Source organism: Flavobacterium sp., from assembly GCF_039930565.1.
Classification (GTDB): domain Bacteria; phylum Bacteroidota; class Bacteroidia; order Flavobacteriales; family Flavobacteriaceae; genus Flavobacterium.
The window spans coordinates 17,106-36,319 of the sequence record NZ_JBDTTP010000043.1; the positions used below are offsets into that span (position 1 = coordinate 17,106).

Annotated in this window: 20 protein-coding genes; 12 read left to right on the forward strand and 8 right to left on the reverse strand. The window is 32.4% G+C overall.

Features of this window, described 5'->3' with window-relative positions; genetic code table 11:
• The first annotated feature begins 21 nt into the window (after positions 1-21).
• Entirely contained in the window at positions 22-1,707 is a 1,686-nt protein-coding gene (locus tag ABI657_RS11860; protein ID WP_348097475.1) for an RDD family protein, read from the forward strand.
• A 10-nt stretch (positions 1,708-1,717) separates the two neighbouring features.
• Here ABI657_RS11860 and ABI657_RS11865 read toward each other — a convergent pair whose 3' ends face one another.
• The 5 genes from ABI657_RS11865 to ABI657_RS11885 all read right to left on the reverse strand — a co-directional run bounded on the left by ABI657_RS11865 (position 1,718) and on the right by ABI657_RS11885 (position 5,729).
• The gene (locus tag ABI657_RS11865; protein ID WP_348097476.1) at positions 1,718-2,161 is read right to left on the reverse strand and encodes a hypothetical protein; all 444 of its coding nucleotides are present in this window, start codon (positions 2,159-2,161) and stop codon (positions 1,718-1,720) included.
• A gap of 183 nt (positions 2,162-2,344) precedes the next feature.
• Positions 2,345-2,761 (reverse strand): DUF6157 family protein, encoded by a 417-nt coding sequence (locus ABI657_RS11870; protein WP_348097477.1) that lies wholly within the window; start codon positions 2,759-2,761, stop codon positions 2,345-2,347.
• A 70-nt stretch (positions 2,762-2,831) separates the two neighbouring features.
• On the reverse strand, positions 2,832-3,335 hold the full coding sequence (locus ABI657_RS11875; RefSeq protein WP_348097478.1) for a nuclear transport factor 2 family protein: 504 nt from the start codon (positions 3,333-3,335) through the stop codon (positions 2,832-2,834).
• Positions 3,335-4,846 (reverse strand): serine hydrolase, encoded by a 1,512-nt coding sequence (locus ABI657_RS11880; RefSeq protein WP_348097479.1) that lies wholly within the window; start codon positions 4,844-4,846, stop codon positions 3,335-3,337. Before ABI657_RS11880 ends, ABI657_RS11875 begins: the two co-directional genes overlap by 1 nt.
• Positions 4,847-4,922: 76 nt before the next feature.
• The gene (locus tag ABI657_RS11885; RefSeq protein ID WP_348097480.1) at positions 4,923-5,729 is read right to left on the reverse strand and encodes an AraC family transcriptional regulator; all 807 of its coding nucleotides are present in this window, start codon (positions 5,727-5,729) and stop codon (positions 4,923-4,925) included.
• Positions 5,730-6,066: 337 nt separating this feature from the next.
• Between ABI657_RS11885 and ABI657_RS11890 the strand changes: the two genes are divergently transcribed.
• Positions 6,067-7,407, forward strand: a complete 1,341-nt coding sequence (locus ABI657_RS11890) for an NAD(P)/FAD-dependent oxidoreductase (protein ID WP_348097481.1) — start codon at positions 6,067-6,069, stop codon at positions 7,405-7,407.
• Positions 7,408-7,489: 82 nt separating this feature from the next.
• Here the strand turns inward: ABI657_RS11890 and ABI657_RS11895 are convergent, their stop codons facing one another.
• A complete protein-coding gene (locus ABI657_RS11895; protein ID WP_348097482.1) occupies positions 7,490-9,004 on the reverse strand; it encodes a helicase HerA-like domain-containing protein in 1,515 nt (504 codons plus the stop codon).
• A 375-nt stretch (positions 9,005-9,379) separates the two neighbouring features.
• On the opposite strand from ABI657_RS11895, the gene ABI657_RS11900 reads away from it, so the two are divergent.
• The 8 genes from ABI657_RS11900 (at position 9,380) to ABI657_RS11935 (ending at position 15,849) form a co-directional block, all read left to right on the forward strand.
• Complete coding sequence (locus ABI657_RS11900; RefSeq protein WP_348097483.1) at positions 9,380-10,204, forward strand: MotA/TolQ/ExbB proton channel family protein; 825 nt, start codon at positions 9,380-9,382, stop codon at positions 10,202-10,204.
• 45 nt (positions 10,205-10,249) lie between these two features.
• Positions 10,250-10,876 (forward strand): biopolymer transporter ExbD, encoded by a 627-nt coding sequence (locus ABI657_RS11905; protein ID WP_348097484.1) that lies wholly within the window; start codon positions 10,250-10,252, stop codon positions 10,874-10,876.
• A gap of 18 nt (positions 10,877-10,894) precedes the next feature.
• Complete coding sequence (locus tag ABI657_RS11910) at positions 10,895-11,440, forward strand: biopolymer transporter ExbD (protein ID WP_348097485.1); 546 nt, start codon at positions 10,895-10,897, stop codon at positions 11,438-11,440.
• Positions 11,441-11,476: 36 nt separating this feature from the next.
• Complete coding sequence (locus tag ABI657_RS11915) at positions 11,477-12,274, forward strand: energy transducer TonB (protein ID WP_348097486.1); 798 nt, start codon at positions 11,477-11,479, stop codon at positions 12,272-12,274.
• Positions 12,274-12,504, forward strand: coding sequence for a hypothetical protein (locus ABI657_RS11920; protein ID WP_348097487.1), 231 nt, complete (start codon positions 12,274-12,276; stop codon positions 12,502-12,504). The genes ABI657_RS11915 and ABI657_RS11920 overlap by 1 nt, the downstream gene beginning before the upstream one ends.
• 2 nt (positions 12,505-12,506) lie before the next feature.
• Positions 12,507-13,427 carry a substrate-binding domain-containing protein gene (locus ABI657_RS11925; RefSeq protein ID WP_348097488.1) on the forward strand — a complete coding sequence of 307 codons (921 nt, stop codon included), beginning with the start codon at positions 12,507-12,509 and terminating at the stop codon, positions 13,425-13,427.
• 16 nt (positions 13,428-13,443) lie between these two features.
• Positions 13,444-15,114 carry a tetratricopeptide repeat protein gene (locus ABI657_RS11930; RefSeq protein ID WP_348097489.1) on the forward strand — a complete coding sequence of 557 codons (1,671 nt, stop codon included), beginning with the start codon at positions 13,444-13,446 and terminating at the stop codon, positions 15,112-15,114.
• A 102-nt stretch (positions 15,115-15,216) separates the two neighbouring features.
• Entirely contained in the window at positions 15,217-15,849 is a 633-nt protein-coding gene (locus tag ABI657_RS11935) for a 7-carboxy-7-deazaguanine synthase QueE (protein WP_348097490.1), read from the forward strand.
• A 105-nt stretch (positions 15,850-15,954) separates the two neighbouring features.
• On the opposite strand, the gene ABI657_RS11940 is transcribed toward ABI657_RS11935, so the two are convergent.
• Both ABI657_RS11940 and ABI657_RS11945 read right to left on the reverse strand, forming a co-directional pair.
• Positions 15,955-16,500, reverse strand: a complete 546-nt coding sequence (locus tag ABI657_RS11940) for a YfiT family bacillithiol transferase (RefSeq protein ID WP_348097491.1) — start codon at positions 16,498-16,500, stop codon at positions 15,955-15,957.
• A gap of 19 nt (positions 16,501-16,519) precedes the next feature.
• Positions 16,520-17,227 carry a methyltransferase domain-containing protein gene (locus ABI657_RS11945; RefSeq protein WP_348097492.1) on the reverse strand — a complete coding sequence of 236 codons (708 nt, stop codon included), beginning with the start codon at positions 17,225-17,227 and terminating at the stop codon, positions 16,520-16,522.
• A gap of 74 nt (positions 17,228-17,301) precedes the next feature.
• Between ABI657_RS11945 and ABI657_RS11950 the strand changes: the two genes are divergently transcribed.
• Both ABI657_RS11950 and ABI657_RS11955 read left to right on the forward strand, forming a co-directional pair.
• Positions 17,302-17,796, forward strand: coding sequence for a YkgJ family cysteine cluster protein (locus tag ABI657_RS11950; RefSeq protein WP_348097493.1), 495 nt, complete (start codon positions 17,302-17,304; stop codon positions 17,794-17,796).
• A gap of 101 nt (positions 17,797-17,897) precedes the next feature.
• Positions 17,898-19,133 carry an FtsX-like permease family protein gene (locus ABI657_RS11955; RefSeq protein ID WP_348097494.1) on the forward strand — a complete coding sequence of 412 codons (1,236 nt, stop codon included), beginning with the start codon at positions 17,898-17,900 and terminating at the stop codon, positions 19,131-19,133.
• The last annotated feature ends 81 nt before the right edge of the window (positions 19,134-19,214 follow it).

Genomic DNA, 19,214 nt, shown 5'->3' on the forward strand with positions numbered 1-19,214 from the left:
TTTGAAGTCTAAATCCTTTTTATGTATAAAAAAATTACACTTTTTGCACTATTGATTTCATTGGCGGGTATTGTGCTTGGATTTTATAAAGATTATGATTCAACTCTTTTTCAGATATTAAGTAATATCAGCTATAATATATTTACAGGTGAAGAAATTTTGTGGATTGATGGAAATTTACTTAGATTGCTTTTTAGTTTTATACTATTTATTGGTGCAATTGCTTTTTATTTAACCAAAGAAAAAGAAGTGAGAATTTTACGGTTTGCATTCTCAACTTTATTTATTGAACTTGTCTTTTTTGTTCTCATCCGCATTTATTTTATTTCAAATCGTATAGCAACATTTAATTTGAAAGATTATGTATTAGGTTTTGTATCATTCGGATTATTGATTTTTGTGGTTTATTTTTTATACAAAAGCATGCTATATCTGAATAATTTGAAAGCATTGAATTATGAAACTTTTGTATATACAGAATCAACAGAAATCTCTTATTTTAAAACCAATAATTGGCAAAGGTTATTTCATTTTATTTTTGATACAGTAATATTTGGAATAATTGCATTTCAATTCCTGTATATTTTAATCAGGGTAGAATTGTTCAATGTTTTTTTTGGAGCGATTGAAAGGCAATTTAATCCGCAGATAATTCTCATGATTATTGTTGTCGTTTTTCGTACTTTATTTTATTTTACTTTCGAAAACCTTTTTCAGGCTACTCCGGCAAAATTTTTAACGGAAAGCAGAGTAGTTGATGATGAGGCTGGACGAGCATCTTCTTCAGCCATTTTTAAAAGAACTTTGTGTAGAAGTATTCCTTTTAATTCGATTTCATTTTTATTAAAAGCAGATTGGCATGATTCTTTTTCATCTACAGAAGTTTGCAAAGAAAAAAAGACAGGAATTAGTGGCGGTTACTATTTTTTACTTATTCCGATATTTGCACTTCTTTTATTTGGAATGCATTTATGGGATATGAAAAGAGAAAAAGAGATGTTTATGGAAGCAGCACGTCAGACTTTCGAAGAGAAAAAATCCGATATAGCAGAGGCTTTAAAAACAATTGATACAAGCACCGTATTTCAATTAACAAGTGAAGATTATAGTCCTACTACCAGATTCTTAAAGATAGAAAATGTCTCGAATACCAATATTGAGTTTTCAATTTTAGATGTGTATTATCAAAGTTATCAACGCTTTTTTATAGAAAACGCCTATACGGCATCTAAAGATACTTTAAAGAGGATTAAAATCAATAAAACTGATTTAAAAAAAATGATTGTAAATGATTTTAAAGAGTCATTGGATTACAATGAAATTGACAAAAAAAGTTTTGGAGGTATATCTCAAATTCCGGAGTTGAAAGGTAAATATATAGAATCTGTTACTTTTTTAAATTCTCCTAATTTAAAAGTGCAGGACTCTAATTTTGATCAAACAGGAGTTTCATTATATTTAGAAAACAGAGGCATTGCAGGAGAAGTTGTTTCTGTTACATCTCCTGATAAGAATATAAATTGGACTTTAAATAATTTACCTGCAAAATTTCATGAATACGGCACAGTATATTTGCGTGCTCAAGGAGAGAACATTACAGGATATAAAGTAAGAGTAACAATTAATGACAGCCTTAATAAAAAGTTTGTCTACGAAATTTCAAATACTGAAAATCCAGGATTAGCTAAAATAAGATTAATACGTTAGTAGCTAAACATTATTTAATTATTATATATCTGCCCTTCACTACGTCTCTGGTATATATTTCCAAATTGGTATTGAGAGCTTTACTTACAGTCATAATATTTGAAGTTTGGTAAATGGTATCTTTTTGATATGTTTTCAAAAGTGTTTCTAACTCTACTTCGTCATGAAAGGCAAACATATTATAAACTGCATCCCTGAAGTTTTTAAAATCAATACTTTCTGTTATTTCCATGGTTTTTTGATCGTTCCATTTTTCCTTAGAAGCCGTTTCGTTTATTTTAGTCAGGCAATAATCAATAAAATACGTTTTGTAATTAGCTGCTTCAATTATTTTATTGATTATAATTGTATTTTGCTGGGTTGGCATTGGGACTTTTGATGATGTTTGGCAAATACCAACAGAAGGAACAGTTACCAATAAAATTAAAAATAGGAAGGTTTTAATTTTTTTCATAGGTTATTTGACATTATAATTGTGTTTGGGGCTTGTTTTTGTCGGGGCTAAAATAGTATTTTTTAATTGTAATTATTAATCCGGAATTGACTTTTACAAAAAAAAATACTCTGACAATACACTTAAATTTGTGTGGTCAGAGTATTTATAAATATTGCTTCTTGCTAATGTTATTCTTTAAAATTACTTTCTTGAAGTCCGCATGGCTTTTACAATTTTCAGATTTTTGTCTCTCAGGAATTTTTGATATTCTACAGTTTCTATTCCGTAAAGTGCAATTTTCCCGTCTTTATCATTATGAACTCCCCAGCCATAACGTTTGGTTAATGGCGAGGCTCTTAAACAAGCTTGTCCTTTTGCGAAAAATTGTTCTCTTGCTGCTGCATATTCTGATTTTGTTAGATCATTTTTATCTGCAAATACCTGAAACAAAACATCATCTGATGTAAATTTATACGGATTCTTACTGATGATTTCAAACTGAATATTCGCAACTGTTTTGGCACTACCTTTTATTTGTGGAATTTCGCCAATATTTACCGGACAATCTTCAGCAGCCTCAATAAAGGTATTCTCGTAATTGGTGGTGTGAATTTTCATTACGTCCTCATTTATATTTTTGGTTAATTATCCTGACTAAAATACAAATTTAAGTTCTTAAATATTTATTTTAAATTTGAATAATTGATTTAATAACTCTGTGTTCGTAGCTCACTATCCTTTTCAATTTCCAATTATTATCTTTTCGTTCCCAGAGATGCACAAATTTTCCGGTTGATTCTGGAACTCCGTTAATAAAAAAAGTATGTTCGCCCGTTTGTACGGCACCAAAATCACCCAATTTGTCAATTGTACAAGAAATCAATTCACGTGTCAGTTTTCCGGTTGTGTCAAATTTTTCAACCAGCGATTTTATCTGTTTTCCTTCAGGCTTGTTTAACCCGAATCGGTCATCATAAAATTCGACATCCTCAGCTATTATTTTTTTAAAAAGTGCTGCATCACATTCATTAAAAGCAACATCATAAAGCAACTGGTCCATTTGTAAAATATCAGTTTTCATGCTCTCTGTTTTTGTACATTCCTCAGTCTTGTGAGCAATTGCTTCTCTGTTTAAAAATAAAATAAAAAGACCTAAAACATTTATCATGGGTATTGTTTTAGAAGTATTCATTATTTTGTTTCAATATCAATTATTTTCTGCCCATTTTCGCCTAAATAATGTGAAATTATTTTTTCATATACCTTATAGCCATCGTCAACATTGGTAAAAATCAGAATTCCCTGTTTTGTTTTTGGAAGAAGAAAAAAGAGTGTCTGAACTCCTTGATCTGCTCCGCCGTGAGACAAAGCGTAATTACCATTTTCTAAATCATAAATTTCAAAGCCCAAACCGAAGTACTTGTCTTTTTTCTTTTGTGCAACCTGATGTGCATTCATCTCTTCAAAAATCTTTTTGCTCAAGCCGTCAGCATTCATAACGCTGCATAAAAAAGTTCCGTAATCCTGAATGGTAGTTAATAAATCATCGGCAGCATTTGCTGTTTTATTCTTAACGGGCTCGTATGCGTTTCCTTTGTTGTCATAATTAATAGCATATCGCGGTATATCAACTTTGTCGTTCCAGATAAACTGGGTATCATTCATTTTTAGTGGTTTAAAAACTAATTCATCAGCCAGTTGGTCTAATGTTTTGTGGAATTTTTTTTCAAGGGCTTTTCTCAAATATTCCATTCCTTCTCCTGAATAGGAATATTGGGTTCCGGGTTTAAATTTAAAATCCAGCTTTTTGGACTCGTTCATAAATCTCCAGTTCGGGAAACCGGTTTGATGGCTTAATATAATTCTTGTGATAAGCAATTTATGATTGGGATCATTGGCAATGTCCGGATCAATCCAATATTTATCTAAAGGCTCGTCTAAATCCCATTTTCCCTGGCTTACCAATTTCAAAGCCACGATAGCGGTTATGGGTTTGGTTAATGAAGCTACGTTCCAAATAGTATTGTAGGGCGCAGCAACTCCTTTTTTGAGTTCACCAAATACTTTTATTTCCTTTAATTTTCCGTTAGTGATAATGCCAATTCCTAAAGTTGGAATATTGTTTTGTGTCAGCCATTTTTCAATTTCTTCTTCGTTATCAAAAATGTCTGTTTTGGTTCCCGCTGTGCTTTTGTTTTGATGATCGTAACTGAAAGATCTTTTTAATTTCCAAATTCCATTCTCTAATAACCAAACGTGAGTAAATCTAGCAGTGCTTCCAAATTTGTCTTTCTGACCGGGTGAAGGTTCGAAAAACTGATGTATTCCCATTTGTATTGCCCCGTATAAAACGCCATTTTTGGCCAACGGATAAATTTCTGTGCTGCCTTCTACAAGATCTCTTCTGGCTTGGTATGCTTTGGTGGAACTACATAAGCCTTTTCTAATGATTTTTAAAAACAAATCTTTATCCTGAATACTGTCCTTGTCGTGATAAAATTCAAAGTTGTCACTTAGCAGGTTTTCGAATTGTGATACATCGCAAGTATTAAAGCCAACATTAAAAAGAAGACTGTCTTTCGACATAATGGTTTTGTACAAAGCTGAGTTTTTTTCTTCCTGGGAAAAGCCGAAGTGGATTTGGAACAACAGGATTCCAATTAAAATGCTTTTTAAATGGAAAAGTGATTTGTTGATTTTCATTTGATGAGTGATTATGATTGATGATTTTACAAAAATAAATCAATCATAATTGTCAAAATTGTACAAATGCGAAATCTTATCTTTTTTTGGATAGAAAATACATGTCCGAATTGAACATTTTCGGAGTTGTTTTCGTCACATCTTTGAACTGTTTTATAAAATGCGACTGATCGAAATATTGATTGTAAAGCGCAACATCAGTCAGTTTGAGTTTTTCTACATCAGAATGTACCATTTGATCAACCGATTTTCTGAATTTCAGGATCTGAATGTATTTTTTAATTGTAAGGCCCGTTGCCGATTTGAATTTGATCTGAAGTAATCGCTGCGAAACATTTAAACTTTTTGCAATTTCCGAAACAGAAATTTCTTCATTGTGAAGTTGGATGATTTCGCAGATTTTTTCAATGATAGTTTTAGTAGAATGGGCTGAATTTAACTCTTCAAAATAAGAATTAATCCTGTTTAATAAAATGGAAATATCACTATTTAAATTTACATCACTTTCAGTCAAAAAAGGTAAATCAGTTGGGTCAATTTTGATAATAGAATCGACAAAATTGTTCAAATTATAATTTGGGAAAAACGAAAGTGTCCAGGCATGCATTTGGATGATAGTGACTTTGGTTTTGGGATGGATGTTAACCGAAACGGTATTGGTCATTTGCGAACAAAAATAAATACCTTCGTTCATTTCATATTTCTTTTTGCTGGTATGGACTTCAATAGCATTTCCGCTTACAATTGCGAGATTAAAACAGCCATTTGGTAATACGAGTTTGTTCTCAATCAGGCTTTCGCCGATGCTGTTATCAAGACACCAAATTTTGTTCACGAACCGTTCGCAAATTTTGCTGACATAATGTTCGGAATATAGGCTCATTTGATTACTTGATGGCGTTTATTTTGATTCAGAATCGTGGAAATTCATAGCTAATTTACGATTTTTTCTTGTGTACGATGTTTCTCGTCAAATTGAAAAAGACCTTCGCAAATTTTAATAAGTTATAAATAATCAGATTTTATTATGAAAACTGAAGTGCATGAGGGATAGAGGCGGTATCCTTTTATGGAGTAAAACGCAATAAAAGATAAAGCCGAAAGCCCGACCCGCTTTTTTCTGCGGGTCATGCCACATAATAAAAGTAAATATTTGGTTTATTTTTAAGCTCTTGTAGATTTATTACTTATTTTTACGCACTTATATTTAGATTTTCCTGATGCAAATACCATTAAAAATTGCTGTTGTAGGTTCTGGACTTGTTGGATCACTGTTGGCAATTTATCTTAAAAAACAAGGTCATACTGTTCATGTTTATGACCGTAGTCCTGATATTCGCAAAATAAATTTTTCAGGGCGCTCGATTAATCTGGCCATGTCTAACCGTGGATGGAAAGCACTTGATGGTGTTGGTGTTGGAGATTCGGTACGTGAAATTGCAATTCCGATGGACAAACGTGCCATTCATTTGGTTGATAAACTTAATTTTCAAAATTACGGACAGGAAGGGGAGTCGATTTTTTCTATTTCCAGAGGAACTTTAAACCGGAAAATGATTGATCTTGCCGAAGAGGCCGGAGCCGAATTTTTCTTTGAAGAAAAAATCTGGGATGTGACGCTTAGTGATGCGACTTTGCATATTGGCGAAACCGAAAGAGGGGAGTGGGAAGAGAAAAAATACGATATGGTTTTTGGCGCCGATGGTGCTTTTTCGAGAATCCGCCACAGAATGCAGCGTCAGAGCATGTTCAACTATTCACAGGAATTTTTGAATATGGGATATAAAGAATTAAACATTCCGGCTAATGCCGATACTAGCCACAAACTGGATAAAAACTCTTTTCATATTTGGCCGCGTGGCGAATACATGCTAATTGCACTTCCTAATCTTGATGGAAGTTTTACCTGTACTTTATTCATGCCTTTTGAAGGCGAAAATTCGTTTGCATCATTAACAGATCGTAAAATGGTAGAAGATTTTTTTGAAAAAAACTTCCCGGATTCAATTGAAGTGATTCCGAAACTGGCGGAAGATTTCTTTAAAAATCCTACGAGTACTTTGGTAACGATGAAATGTTTTCCGTGGACATATGAAGATAAAATTGCCTTAATTGGTGATGCCTGTCATGCCATAGTTCCTTTTTACGGACAAGGAATGAATGCCGGTTTTGAGGATATTACGATTTTGAATGAAATGATTGAAAAATACGGCGATGACTGGAAAACCATTTTCTCTGAATATGAAATTTCAAGAAAACCAAATGCTGATGCTATTGCAGAACTTTCCTATCGTAATTTTATGGAAATGAGCACGAAAACGGCAGATGAAAAATTCTTGCTACAAAAGAAAATAGAAAAAGCATTCTCAGATAAATATCCGGATAAATGGATTCCGTTATACAGCCGTGTTACTTTTAGCGATCGTCCATATGCAGAAGCTTTGGCAATTGGCGATTTTCAAAACGGAATTATGGAAGAGATACTAAAACTCAAAAATATTGAGAATATTTGGAATACTCCGGAAATCGAAAATAAGATTCTGGAATTGTTGCAAAAATAATTTTCAATATCAATTACAATATCAAATCAATTAAGCTTGACTTTGATATTGTAATTGATTTTTGATATTGCCATTGAATTTTTTACTTCTTAAAGATTTTTGTCAAAACGCCAAAAACGCCTCTTATAAAAGTAGCGCTCGTTACTACCTTCAAAACAGATTTTGTAACAACGCTTGCTGTGGTTGGTTCTGACTTCGATGTTTTCGCTGAAGCTTCTTCCTGTTCAACTGCTGCCTGATTGGCAGTTTCTATTTTTTTATTTAGGATTTCATAAGCACTTTCCCTGTCAATTTCCTCACTATATTTTTTCACTAATTTTGATTTTGAATTAATTTGTTCAATTTCATCAGAAGTTAAAACATCCATTCGGCTTTGTGGAGCACGCATCATGGTTGCGACAAGCGGAGTCGGAATACCTTTTTCATTTAAAGCCGTAACCAAGGCTTCTCCGATTCCTAAACTGGTCAGCAATTCATCGGTTTTATAATATTGAGAAGTTGGGTAATTGTCTGCCGTTTTTTTAATTGCCGCTCTATCATTTGCGGTAAAAGCCCTTAGCGCATGTTGAATTTTCAGACCTAACTGTGCTAAAACACCGCTTGGAACATCCATTGGATTTTGGGTTACAAAATAAACGCCAACACCTTTAGAACGAATTAGTTTTACGATTGTCTCAATTTGTTCTAAAAGAGCTTTACTCGCTTCATTGAAAATTAAATGGGCTTCGTCAATAAAAATTACTAATTCTGGCTGTTCAGCATCTCCTTTTTCAGGCATTTGCTGATAAATCTCCGCCAATAAACTCAACATGAAGGTAGAGAATAATTTAGGTTTGTCCTGAATATCCGTAAGGCGGATGATATTGATATACCCTTTTCCATTTTCATCGATTCGCATCAAATCATCAATTTCAAAAGACAATTCCCCAAAAAACAAATCCCCTCCCTGCTGCTCTAATTCGATTATTTTTCTTAAGATAGTTCCAGTTGTTGAGGTTGAGATTTTACCATAACTTTCTTCAATTTCCTCTTTTCCTTCTTCGGTAATATAATTGATCACTTTTTTGATATCCTTTAAATCCAATAAAGGCATTTTATTATCATCACAATATTTAAAGATTACAGAAACTACTCCGGCCTGGGTATCATTAAGATCTAAAATCCTGGAAAATAAAACAGGCCCAAATTCTGAAACTGTGGCACGTAACCGAACTCCATTTTGTTTTGATAATGACATCAGTTCAACAGGAAATGAAGCAACATTATAAGGTATGTTTATTTTGGTATGACGTTCAGTAATAAATCCTTCTTCTTTTCCTTCTTTTGCAATACCACTAAAATCTCCTTTTATGTCCATCATTAAAACTGGAATTCCGGCATTTGAAAGCTGTTCTGAAAAAACCTGAATTGTTTTTGTTTTCCCTGTTCCCGTAGCACCAGCAATAAGTCCGTGTCTGTTTAAGGTTTTAAGAGGAATTTTTACATGAGTTTCAGCTATTGGCTCATTATCTAACATAGCACCTCCTAAAACAATACTTCCGCCTTTCGACTGATAACCTTTATTTATATCCTGAATGAAACTTTCTTTTTTACTCATTTTATTTGTAATTTAGATGATTATAGGAGTATTGTTTTGCTTTTAGCATTTTAAATACTGAATTTTTAATAAGAAAAATCTTTTTTTGTTAAAATTACAATAAAAATTTATTTCGCAACATTTTAAGAAGATATTAAAGTATTGTCTAAATATTTTGTAAAAGGTTGTAATTTTCCCGTAAAACGTGTTTTATTTTGTTTAATCTAAAATAGGGCTTTGGCAAATTAATGTGATATTTTTTAATTTGACGTTAAATTTGCCTCAATAAAATTAAAAAAAGTTTTTTTATTTAAACTAAACGTATAAATTTGCTCTTCTACAAGTTAAATATAACTAATAAAATAAAATTATTTAAAACTATTAAAATTAAAAAAAATGGCAAACGTTAAAGTTAAAAAAGAAAGCACTTCAAATGGAGGAGGGATGGTTTCAGGAATCATTATTGTAGCATGTGTTTTTGTTGGTTGGTTAATTTGGCAATTCGTTATGGGGGATGCTTCAAACTTTGAAGGGGGAAATCCAGAAACAGGTCACCCGATAAATACTTTAGGTCAGGTATATAAAGGAGGTTTTATTGTACCAGTATTATTAGGTATGCTTTTAATGGTTATTGTGTTTTCTATTGAAAGATTTTTTGTTATTTCTAAAGCAGCTGGTAAATCTAATTTAGATACCTTTATGAAAAATGTACAAGGAAATATTAAAGAAGGAAACATTGAAGCTGCAATCGCTGCTTGTGACAAACAACAAGGTTCTGTTGCTAATGCAATTAAATCTGCTTTGATTAAATACCAGGACGTTAAAAAAGAAGGTTTCAACAGTGAAGAAGCTTCAGAAGTAATCCACAAAGAAATCGAAGAGGCAACTTCTTTAGAAATGCCAATGTTAGAAAAAAATATGACTATCATATCAAGTTTAGTTTCTTTAGGAACTTTAGGAGGATTATTAGGAACTGTATCAGGTATGATTAAAGCATTTGGTGCATTAGCTTCTGCTGGAACTCCAGATCAGGCTGCTCTTGCAACAGGTATTTCTGAGGCACTTATTAACACTGCTACAGGTATCTCTACTTCAATTCTTGCTATTGTTGCTTACAATTTCTTTACTGCTAAAATTGACGATTTAACTTACTCTATTGATGAGGCTGGTACTACTATCGTAAATACTTACAGAAGATTCAGAGGAAGTTTGAAACAATAATTAATTTTTGGTAAATAATTAATTATCAAAATAAAATAAAAGAGAATGGCTAAAATAAAAATGAAAAAAAAGTCAACATCGACAGATATGACTGCCATGTGTGATGTTGCGTTCCTTTTGCTTACGTTCTTTATTTTGACCGCTACTGCTAAGGTGCCAGAGGCACTTCCTGTTGATACTCCATCATCTACCGTACAGACTAAATTACCGGATTCGGATTTAGCAATCATTACAGTTGGTAAAGGAAAAGACGGAAAAAGCAAAGTGTTTTTTGACATTAAGGGAAGAGAGATTCGTAAAAGAACTCTTGAAGGAATGGGTGCAAAATACAGCGTGAATTTTTCAGAAGATGATAAAACAAAATTTGCCCTTATGGATGACTTTGGAATGCCTATTGCTGGTTTAAAGCAGATTATAGACATGAAATCCGCTGACAGAAGTAAAGCAAATCAACCTGGAATTCCGTTGGATTCTTTAGATAATCAATTAAAAGATTGGCTTTTAGTAGCAAGAAGAGCTGCCATTGATATTGATAATAAAGAATTGCAAATTGCAATAAAAGGAGATGCTAAAGAGGAATATCCGCAAATCAAAAGAATTATGGATATTTTGCAAGATCAAAAAATCAATACCTTTAATTTGGTTACAGGTATGAGAGGGAAAGACTTTTAATTAAAAAAATACACTAAAATGGCTGAATTAAATACCGGCGACGGTGGCGGCGGAAAAGGTGGTAAAGTAAGAAGTAAAAAGCAAAACTCAAAAGTAGATTTAACTGCGATGGTGGATTTGGCTTTCTTATTAATCACATTCTTTATGTTGACCACTACGTTGTCAAAACCTCAATCGATGAGTTTAGGTTTGCCAGATAAAAATGAGAAAGAACCTGAGAAACCAATTAAGGTAGATGAGAAACGTACCATGACTATTATGATGGGTGAAAATAATAAACTTATCTACTACATGGGATTATTAGAAACTCCGATTGCTGGTCCTAAAGAGATTGCTTACGGTAAAGATGGTATTCGAAAAGAATTATTAGCGCGTAAAAAGTCTGTATTAGAATATACTGGAGATAAAAACAAAGGGATTATTGTTATTATAAAACCTGGTAAAAAATCCAAATATAAAAATGTCGTTGATATTCTAGATGAAATGGCAATTACAGGGGTTGGAACATACGCTATCGTTAATGATTTTGTGCCAAAAGAAACAGAACTGTTAGAGGCTAAATAATAATTTTATTTGTCAATAACTTAATAAGCAAGAAAAATGAAATTAGATATAATCAAAAATCAATGGCTTGATATCGTATTCGAAGGGCGAAATAAGATATATGGTGCCTATGAGCTAAGAAAATCCAATACCAAAACTACGGTAAGAGCACTTATCATTGGTTCAGTTCTTTTTAGTTTAGCTGTTGCAGCACCACTTATTATAAGTCTTTTGCCTAATAATGATATTGATGAAAAAGACAATGATATCAGGCTTACTACGGTAAAGTTGCCTCCTAAACAAAAGGTTGTAAAACCTAATTTGCCTCCTCCTCCTCCTCCAGCACCAAAAGTTGATCAGGTTAAATTTGTGAAGCCAGTAGTGGCTAAAACAGAAGAAATCACTGAAGAGCCACCTAAGATTGTGGAGATGAAGGATAAGAAGATTGGAGATCAGACCATCAAAGGTAATCCTGATGCAGTTTTAACTGTTGAAGAACCAGTTGGTACTGGTACTGCAGCAGTAGTAGAAGAAGATAACAATGTGTATAACACAGCAGGTATCGAAGTGAAACCAGATTTTCCTGGAGGAATTGAGAAATTTTACAAGTTTGTAGGGAATAACTACAAAACTCCTGAAGAAGAAGGTCTTAAAGGTAAAGTTTACGTTACTTTTGTAGTGGAAAAAGACGGATCGCTAACTGATATTAAAGTACTAAGAGATATTGGATACGGTACGGGAGCAGAAGCTATAAGAGTTTTGAAGAAATGCCCAAGGTGGACTCCTGGTGAACAAAATGGTAAAAAAGTTAGGGTACTTTATTCTCTTCCTATTACTATTCAATCTGCAGAATAATGTTAAAAGATTGGTTCAATAATATTAAGAAGAAATCGCTAAAACAGCGATTTCTTCTTGTTTTAGGAATACTGTTTTTTTTGATTTATCTTGTACTTGGTTTAATGATCATGTTTTGGAAAAAACTGCCATTAGACATGGAACCAAAATACAGATATGCTTTTGGTATATTATTAATAGTCTATTCTGGTATACGTTTTTTAAGATTGTTGAATTCTAATTCGGAATAGTTATGTTTAAATATGGTAAGATTTTCGGTTTAATAGTTTTTGTTTTTTTGTTTGCGATGTGCAACCAAAAAAGCAAGAAGGAAGCTGATAAGGAATCAATTTTAAAAGGATCTTTAGAAATTACAATTGATGAGACTATAAAGCCAATTGTAGAAGATCAGGTTGCTGTTTTCGAAGGAACATATGATGCTAAAATTTCAATTAAAGCAAAGTCTGAAGGCGAATTGATTAATGATTTATTAAATCAGAAAACGGAAGTGGTAATCACTACAAGAGATTTAACTTTAAACGAGAAGGAAAAATTTAAAAAGTTTAAGATTATTCCAAGGTCAACACCATTTGCTACTGATGCAATTGCATTTATTTCAAAAAAAAGCAATAATGATACCTTAATTGCGTTGAAAACGGTAATCGATTTTATGCAGGGTAAAATTAATTCTAATATAAAAGGATTGGTATTTGATAATCCTAATTCGAGTACTGTTCGTTATATGAAGGATTTAGCAGGAGTAAAAGATGTTCCTGCAAAAGGAGTTTTTTCTTTTAAAACAAACGAAGAGGTGATTAAATTTGTTTCAGAAAATGATGGAATGATTGGAGTAGTAGGTGTAAATTGGCTTTCCCAACCTTCTGCGAGTATATTGCCATTAATGAAAAAAATAAACGTTTTAAGTGTAAAAGGACTTAAAGACAGTAAATATTATAGTCCCACTCAAAACGATATAGCAGAAATGAAATATCCTTTGGCACGTGATTTGTATATCATCAATTGTCAGGGTTATTCAGGTTTAGGAATGGGATTTTCTTCATTCATTGCTGGTGATATTGGACAACGAATTATATTAAAATCTGGTTTATTACCTGTGAGAGTACCAGGTAGAAAACTTCAGATTAGAAGTCAAATTATTAATGATAAAGAATAAATTAATTACAATAGAGATGAATAAATTTAAAATTTTTAGTATTGCGTTATTGGCTTCAGCTTCTGTAGTGAAAGCGCAAGATTTAAACCAGGCAAAAAAAGCAATAGATGCTGAGCAATTTGAAAAAGCTAAGTCATTGCTAAAATCAATTATCAAAGCTAAACCTTCTGATGGTGAGGCAAATTACATATTAGGTACTGTTTACCATAATCAGGCTATTATTGATTCAGCGAAAATTTATTATCTAAATGGTCTTGAGGCTTCAGATAATAAAAATTTAAATTATATAGGACTAGGTCAATTAGATCTTGATGTAAAAAATGCTTCGTCAGCACAAACTAATTTTGGTTTGGCAACGAAAGATATGAAACGTAAGGATGTAAAAGAGTTTATTTACATTGGTAAAGCCTATACGAATTCTACTAATCCTGATTATACAAATGCAATTGCAAGTTTAAAAAAGGCATTGGCGATTGAACCGCAAAACGCGACTGCTCTTTTAGCAATCGGGGATGCTTATCAAAGTGCAAAAAATCAAAATGATGCTTATAAAGCGTACCGTGATGCATTTACTGCTGATCCAACTCTCTTAAGAGCAAAGATGCAATTAGGTGTTTTGCTAAAAGGTGCTAAATCGTATGAAGAAGCTATCAAAGCTTTTAATGAAGTTACTGCTTTAGATGCGAATTATGGTCCTGTTTACAGAGAATTGGCTGAGACCTATTACAATTGGGGAAGAAATAAACCAGCTACTTCAAAAGAAAACATGCAAAAAGCAATTCAAAGTTATGAAAAGTACATGACTTTAACGGATTATTCTTTAGACTCTAGAATGCGTCATGCTGACTTTTTAATCTTGGTTAAAGATTATAAAGCTTTAGAAATTGAGGCGAATAAGATGACTGCTTTAAAAGAAGTTAATCCTAGAATTTACAGATATTTGGGATATTCAGCTTACGAAAATGGAAATATTGATGTTGCAATTAAGTCATTAGAAGATTTTACTAAGAATCCTGCTAATAAAGCAATTGCAAAAGATTATTTATACTTAGGATTTGCAAGAATTAAAAAAGGTACTAATGCTGAAGGTATTGTTGAGCCAGCAGCATTTGAAGCTGGTTTGGTAGATATTAAGAAAGCTATTGAAATGGAGCCTTTGGCTGTAGAGGATATTGGAGACTTAGGAAAAGTTATGTTTGATAAAAGACAATACCAGCAATCCGCAGCTCTTTATGAATTCGCAGCAAATAATGCTGAATCAAAAAATTACTTAAACGATAATGTTTACTACGGTATAGCCCTTTACTATGCGCAAGTTAACAGAGCAACTGGAACACCAGTGGATGCTGCTTCGTTAGCTAAAGCTGATGCTGCCTTTGATAGAATTTTGGTTGCTTCCCCAACTTATGATGAAGCTTACTTATATAAAGGAAGAATCAATAATCTTTTGGAAAAAGATGATTTAATCATTAAAAACTACGAAGAGTATGTTACTAAAACAACAGCCAAAGGAGCTGAAGAATTAGCTAAACCTGCTACTGTTAAAAAAATCGTAGAAGCTTATAATAGTATTGGAGCAAGTTATGCTAATACTGATAAAGCGAAAGCGGTTGAATACTTCAATAAATCTTTAACTTTAGATCCTGCTAATACATATGCTGCTCAATCTGTGAAAGCTTTGAAATAATTAAATAATTAAAATTAAATATAAAACCGATAGTTGTCAATGACTATCGGTTTTTTTATGTTCCGTATTTAATTGACTATCTTTGCACTTTAAAATAAAATAATGTTATCAAAAGAAATACAATTAGAGGTAAATAGGGGAGCAATGTTGCCTTTAATGGAAGAGTTTTATACTATTCAGGGAGAGGGTTTCCATACAGGAACTGCTGCTTACTTTATACGAATTGGAGGTTGTGATGTAGGTTGTCATTGGTGTGATGTGAAAGAAAGTTGGAATGCTGAATTACATCCGCCAACGAGTGTGGATTTAATTGTAAAAAATGCTTCAAGTTATGCTGATACAGTAGTGATTACCGGTGGTGAGCCTTTAATGTGGGATATGACTTTGCTTACAGGAGAATTAAAAAATAAAAATTTAAAAGTACATATTGAAACTTCTGGTGCATATCCATTATCGGGAACTTGGGATTGGATTTGTCTTTCACCAAAAAAGAATAAATTGCCAACTGAAACGGTTTATGATAATGCTCACGAGTTAAAAGTAATTATTCATAATAAGCATGATTTCATTTTTGCAGAAGAACAAGCAGAATTAGTAAATGACAATGCAATTTTATTTCTTCAGCCTGAGTGGAGTAAAAAAGAAGAAATGACACCATTAATTGTTGATTATGTAATGAACAATCCAAAATGGAGAGTTTCACTCCAAACGCATAAGTATCTAAATATACCTTAATCATTAATCAAAAAAGCTCTTCGTTTGAAGAGCTTTTTTGATTAATGATTGTATACAATGTGTAAAAAAGAAACAATATTTATTTGATCTATTGATATGGCAAAATTATTTCCAGTTTTTATATTTTTTTAATGTGGTTATATGTGCCAAATGATGATTTCCATGCCAGGCATAAGTACCAATGATTTGTTGTATTTTGTTTTCTGAATTGTTCGATGGATGAATGAATGATTTTTCTAAATGGGATTCGGATAAATTTCTCATAATATATCCTAGTCGATAATGTAATCCTTCTAATAAAGTGATTGTTGGTTCAATTGGCATTTTTAATCCATCAGGTAAATCAGACCATAAGACTTCATCGTACGCTTTTATTACAGGATTATTTTCTGTTAATGCCCATTTAATCCTAATATAACAGTTCATGTGACTTTCGGCGCAATGGTGAATTACCTGACGTACTGTCCATCCGTTAGGACGATAGGGTGTATCAAGTTGTTCATCTGTTAAATGTGTTGTTTCTGATTTTAATCTTTCAGGGAATGATTCAATTTCCTTGATTTTGTTCGAAATATACTCAGAAGTATAATCTTCAGGAGCAATAAATTTTCCTATTGGATATTTTAATTTTTCTAAATCGATGTTTTCCATTAGTTATAGTGATTTTAGTTTAAATAGAAAGTTTCGCCAAATAATCATAATTTTCGCCTTCGAGAACAAGTTCACATTTTAAACCGTTAGCTATAGCGGCATTTTGTAGTGTGTTGTAATCTAAATATAACCATTCAAATGTATCTTCTTTTTCACCTTTATAGGAAATTGTAAATGTAAGTTCTCCATAATACTTATTGTCTGAAGGAATCCATTTTCCACCATCTTCATCTTCATCAAACATATAAATTATATCAGAACTGTCAATTAAGATTTGACCGCTGGGACTCAGTAAAGATTTTAGTTTGGATAAGTAGATATTACAGTTGTTTAACTTTCCAAAAATCCCCGTTCCATTCATAAGTAAAAGAATAGTATCGAATTTTTCTCCATCAAAATCTAAAATGTTCTGAACGTAAGCATTTTTTACACCGCGAAGCTGACAAGTTTTAATTGCTTTTTCAGAAATGTCAATAGAAGTAACATTCAAATTCCGATCATTTTGTAACGACAAACTATGGCTTCCCGCACCGCAACCAACATCTAAAACTTTTCCAAAAGCTAATTGCAACGATTTTTGCTCTATTAGTGGCATTTCGTTATAAGAGCGAAACAAATAAGCAACACTCATTTCATCTTCTTCAGAAATTGAAGTTTCGGTAATAAGGTCTTCCGGTGAATTATTGGTTTGAAAATCATATATCGCTTTCCCAAAAAGGTCTTTCATCTTATTTTAATTCAAAATTTAAAGGTTTCAAGTATAAGTTGTTTAATTTTGCAGTTCAACTTTAAAATCTGAACTTGAAACAAATTTTAAATAACTTACAAAAGCTAGCCAAAGATAAGCATATCGAAAACAAAAAGTATTTTGATAAGCTTAAAAAGAAACAGCCAAAAAATTTAGATTATGTAATGCAGGACTTGCACAATGCTGAATTTAAAAAGACAGATTGTTTGCAATGCGCTAATTGTTGTAAAACTACAGGCCCACTGTTTACTTTTGCAGATATTGAAAGAATTTCCAAATCGTTCAGGCAAAAGCCACAGCAATTTATCGAGCAATACCTGCAAATTGACGAGGACAAGGATTATGTGTTGCAAAGCGTGCCTTGTACTTTTCTCGATAATGAGAATTACTGTATGATTTATGATTTTCGTCCGAAAGCCTGCAGGGAGTTTCCACATACAGACCGAAAGAAATTTAACCAAATTACAGACCTGACATTGAAAAATGTTGCCATTTGTCCTGCAGCATATAATATTGTTGAAGAAATGAAAAGGAAACTCCCGCTTTAAAAGATTCTTTAACTTAAATATTTTGTAATTGTTATTTGGAACAATTCATTTTTGTTTTTTTTAAATGTATTTTTGAAGTTAATATTATAGACTACTGTAAATTGAATTTAGAATACTTCATAGCAAAAAGACTTATCACTGCTAAAAACTATAAAAGCAGTATTTCAGCGCCAATCATCAAAATTGCCATTTCAGCTATTGCAATTGGTATTATAATGATGTTGGTTTCAGTGGCAACTGGAATTGGTTTACAGCAAAAAATTCGCGAAAAAGTATCTGCTTTCAATGGTCAGGTTATTATCTCTAATTATGATAACAACAATTCTGAGGTAACTTTTGTTCCAATTTCAAAAAAACAAAATTTCTATCCTGATTTCAAATCGGTTCCGGATGTAAAACACATACAGGCAATCGCAAGTAAGGCCGGAATTATCAGAACCGAAAATGCTTTCGAAGGAATTATTTTCAAAGGAGTAGGAGCAGATTACGATTGGAACAATATAAAGGAGTACCTGGTAGAAGGTAAATTACCTGATTTTTCCAAAAAGCTGAATGAAGATGTAATTATCTCCAGTTTTCTTGCCAACAGATTAGGTTTAAAAGTAGGAGACCAGTTTAATACTTTCTTTATAAAAGAAGAACAAGGTAAAATGCCCAACAGTCGCCGATTCAAAATCTCCGGTATTTTTAATTCTGGATTTCAGGATTTCGACGCAACTTATATATTAGGAGACATTCGGCATATTCAAAGAATCAATAAATGGGCACCAGACCAGGTTGGTGCTTTCGAGGTTTTTGTAAAAGACTTTGATAAAATTAAGGAAACAGGCGATAAAATTTACGAACAAACCTCTTCTAATTTAGATACTAAAACTATAATAGAAAAATACAGTTACATTTTTGACTGGTTGCAACTCTTCGATTTTAATATTATTGTAATTTTGGGAGTTATGATTTTAGTGGCAACAATTAATATGGTAGTAGCTCTATTGGTATTAATTTTGGAGCGTACCCAGATGATAGGAATATTAAAAGCAATGGGAGCCAATAACTGGGTCATACGCAAAATATTTCTATACAATGCCTTCTATCTTATAATGCGTGGTGTATTCTGGGGTAACTTAATCGGAATTTCGATATTGCTTATACAGCAACAATTCGGGGTTGTCTCACTCAATCCTGAAAATTATTATGTAAACCAAGCGCCGGTTTATTTAAACTGGGGATATGTTATTTTATTAAATTTGCTTACAATAATAGTTTGTTTTGTAGTGTTATTAATTCCCTCCTATATCATAACGAAGATTTCTCCAGTCAAAGCGATTCGATTTGATTAAACTTTCTTGTTACAATCTATGTGTTTAATTATCAGGAGCTTATTCCCGCTATCCGTTGCAATCTTTTGCTTTTTAAAGAAA

What these genes read in the sequence shown, in the direction of transcription:
- ABI657_RS11895 (WP_348097482.1), bottom strand. Translation starts at nt 9,004, where the DNA reads ATGAGTAAAAAAGAAAGTTTCATTCAGGATATAAATAAAGGTTATCAG.
- ABI657_RS11865 (WP_348097476.1), bottom strand. Translation starts at nt 2,161, where the DNA reads ATGAAAAAAATTAAAACCTTCCTATTTTTAATTTTATTGGTAACTGTT.
- ABI657_RS11920 (WP_348097487.1), top strand. Translation starts at nt 12,274, where the DNA reads ATGTTAAAAGATTGGTTCAATAATATTAAGAAGAAATCGCTAAAACAG.
- ABI657_RS11910 (WP_348097485.1), top strand. Translation starts at nt 10,895, where the DNA reads ATGGCTGAATTAAATACCGGCGACGGTGGCGGCGGAAAAGGTGGTAAA.
- ABI657_RS11870 (WP_348097477.1), bottom strand. Translation starts at nt 2,761, where the DNA reads ATGAAAATTCACACCACCAATTACGAGAATACCTTTATTGAGGCTGCT.
- ABI657_RS11885 (WP_348097480.1), bottom strand. Translation starts at nt 5,729, where the DNA reads ATGAGCCTATATTCCGAACATTATGTCAGCAAAATTTGCGAACGGTTC.
- ABI657_RS11930 (WP_348097489.1), top strand. Translation starts at nt 13,444, where the DNA reads ATGAATAAATTTAAAATTTTTAGTATTGCGTTATTGGCTTCAGCTTCT.
- ABI657_RS11880 (WP_348097479.1), bottom strand. Translation starts at nt 4,846, where the DNA reads ATGAAAATCAACAAATCACTTTTCCATTTAAAAAGCATTTTAATTGGA.
- ABI657_RS11915 (WP_348097486.1), top strand. Translation starts at nt 11,477, where the DNA reads ATGAAATTAGATATAATCAAAAATCAATGGCTTGATATCGTATTCGAA.
- ABI657_RS11890 (WP_348097481.1), top strand. Translation starts at nt 6,067, where the DNA reads ATGCAAATACCATTAAAAATTGCTGTTGTAGGTTCTGGACTTGTTGGA.
- ABI657_RS11860 (WP_348097475.1), top strand. Translation starts at nt 22, where the DNA reads ATGTATAAAAAAATTACACTTTTTGCACTATTGATTTCATTGGCGGGT.
- ABI657_RS11940 (WP_348097491.1), bottom strand. Translation starts at nt 16,500, where the DNA reads ATGGAAAACATCGATTTAGAAAAATTAAAATATCCAATAGGAAAATTT.
- ABI657_RS11900 (WP_348097483.1), top strand. Translation starts at nt 9,380, where the DNA reads ATGGCAAACGTTAAAGTTAAAAAAGAAAGCACTTCAAATGGAGGAGGG.
- ABI657_RS11875 (WP_348097478.1), bottom strand. Translation starts at nt 3,335, where the DNA reads ATGAATACTTCTAAAACAATACCCATGATAAATGTTTTAGGTCTTTTT.
- ABI657_RS11925 (WP_348097488.1), top strand. Translation starts at nt 12,507, where the DNA reads ATGTTTAAATATGGTAAGATTTTCGGTTTAATAGTTTTTGTTTTTTTG.
- ABI657_RS11905 (WP_348097484.1), top strand. Translation starts at nt 10,250, where the DNA reads ATGGCTAAAATAAAAATGAAAAAAAAGTCAACATCGACAGATATGACT.
- ABI657_RS11935 (WP_348097490.1), top strand. Translation starts at nt 15,217, where the DNA reads ATGTTATCAAAAGAAATACAATTAGAGGTAAATAGGGGAGCAATGTTG.
- ABI657_RS11945 (WP_348097492.1), bottom strand. Translation starts at nt 17,227, where the DNA reads ATGAAAGACCTTTTTGGGAAAGCGATATATGATTTTCAAACCAATAAT.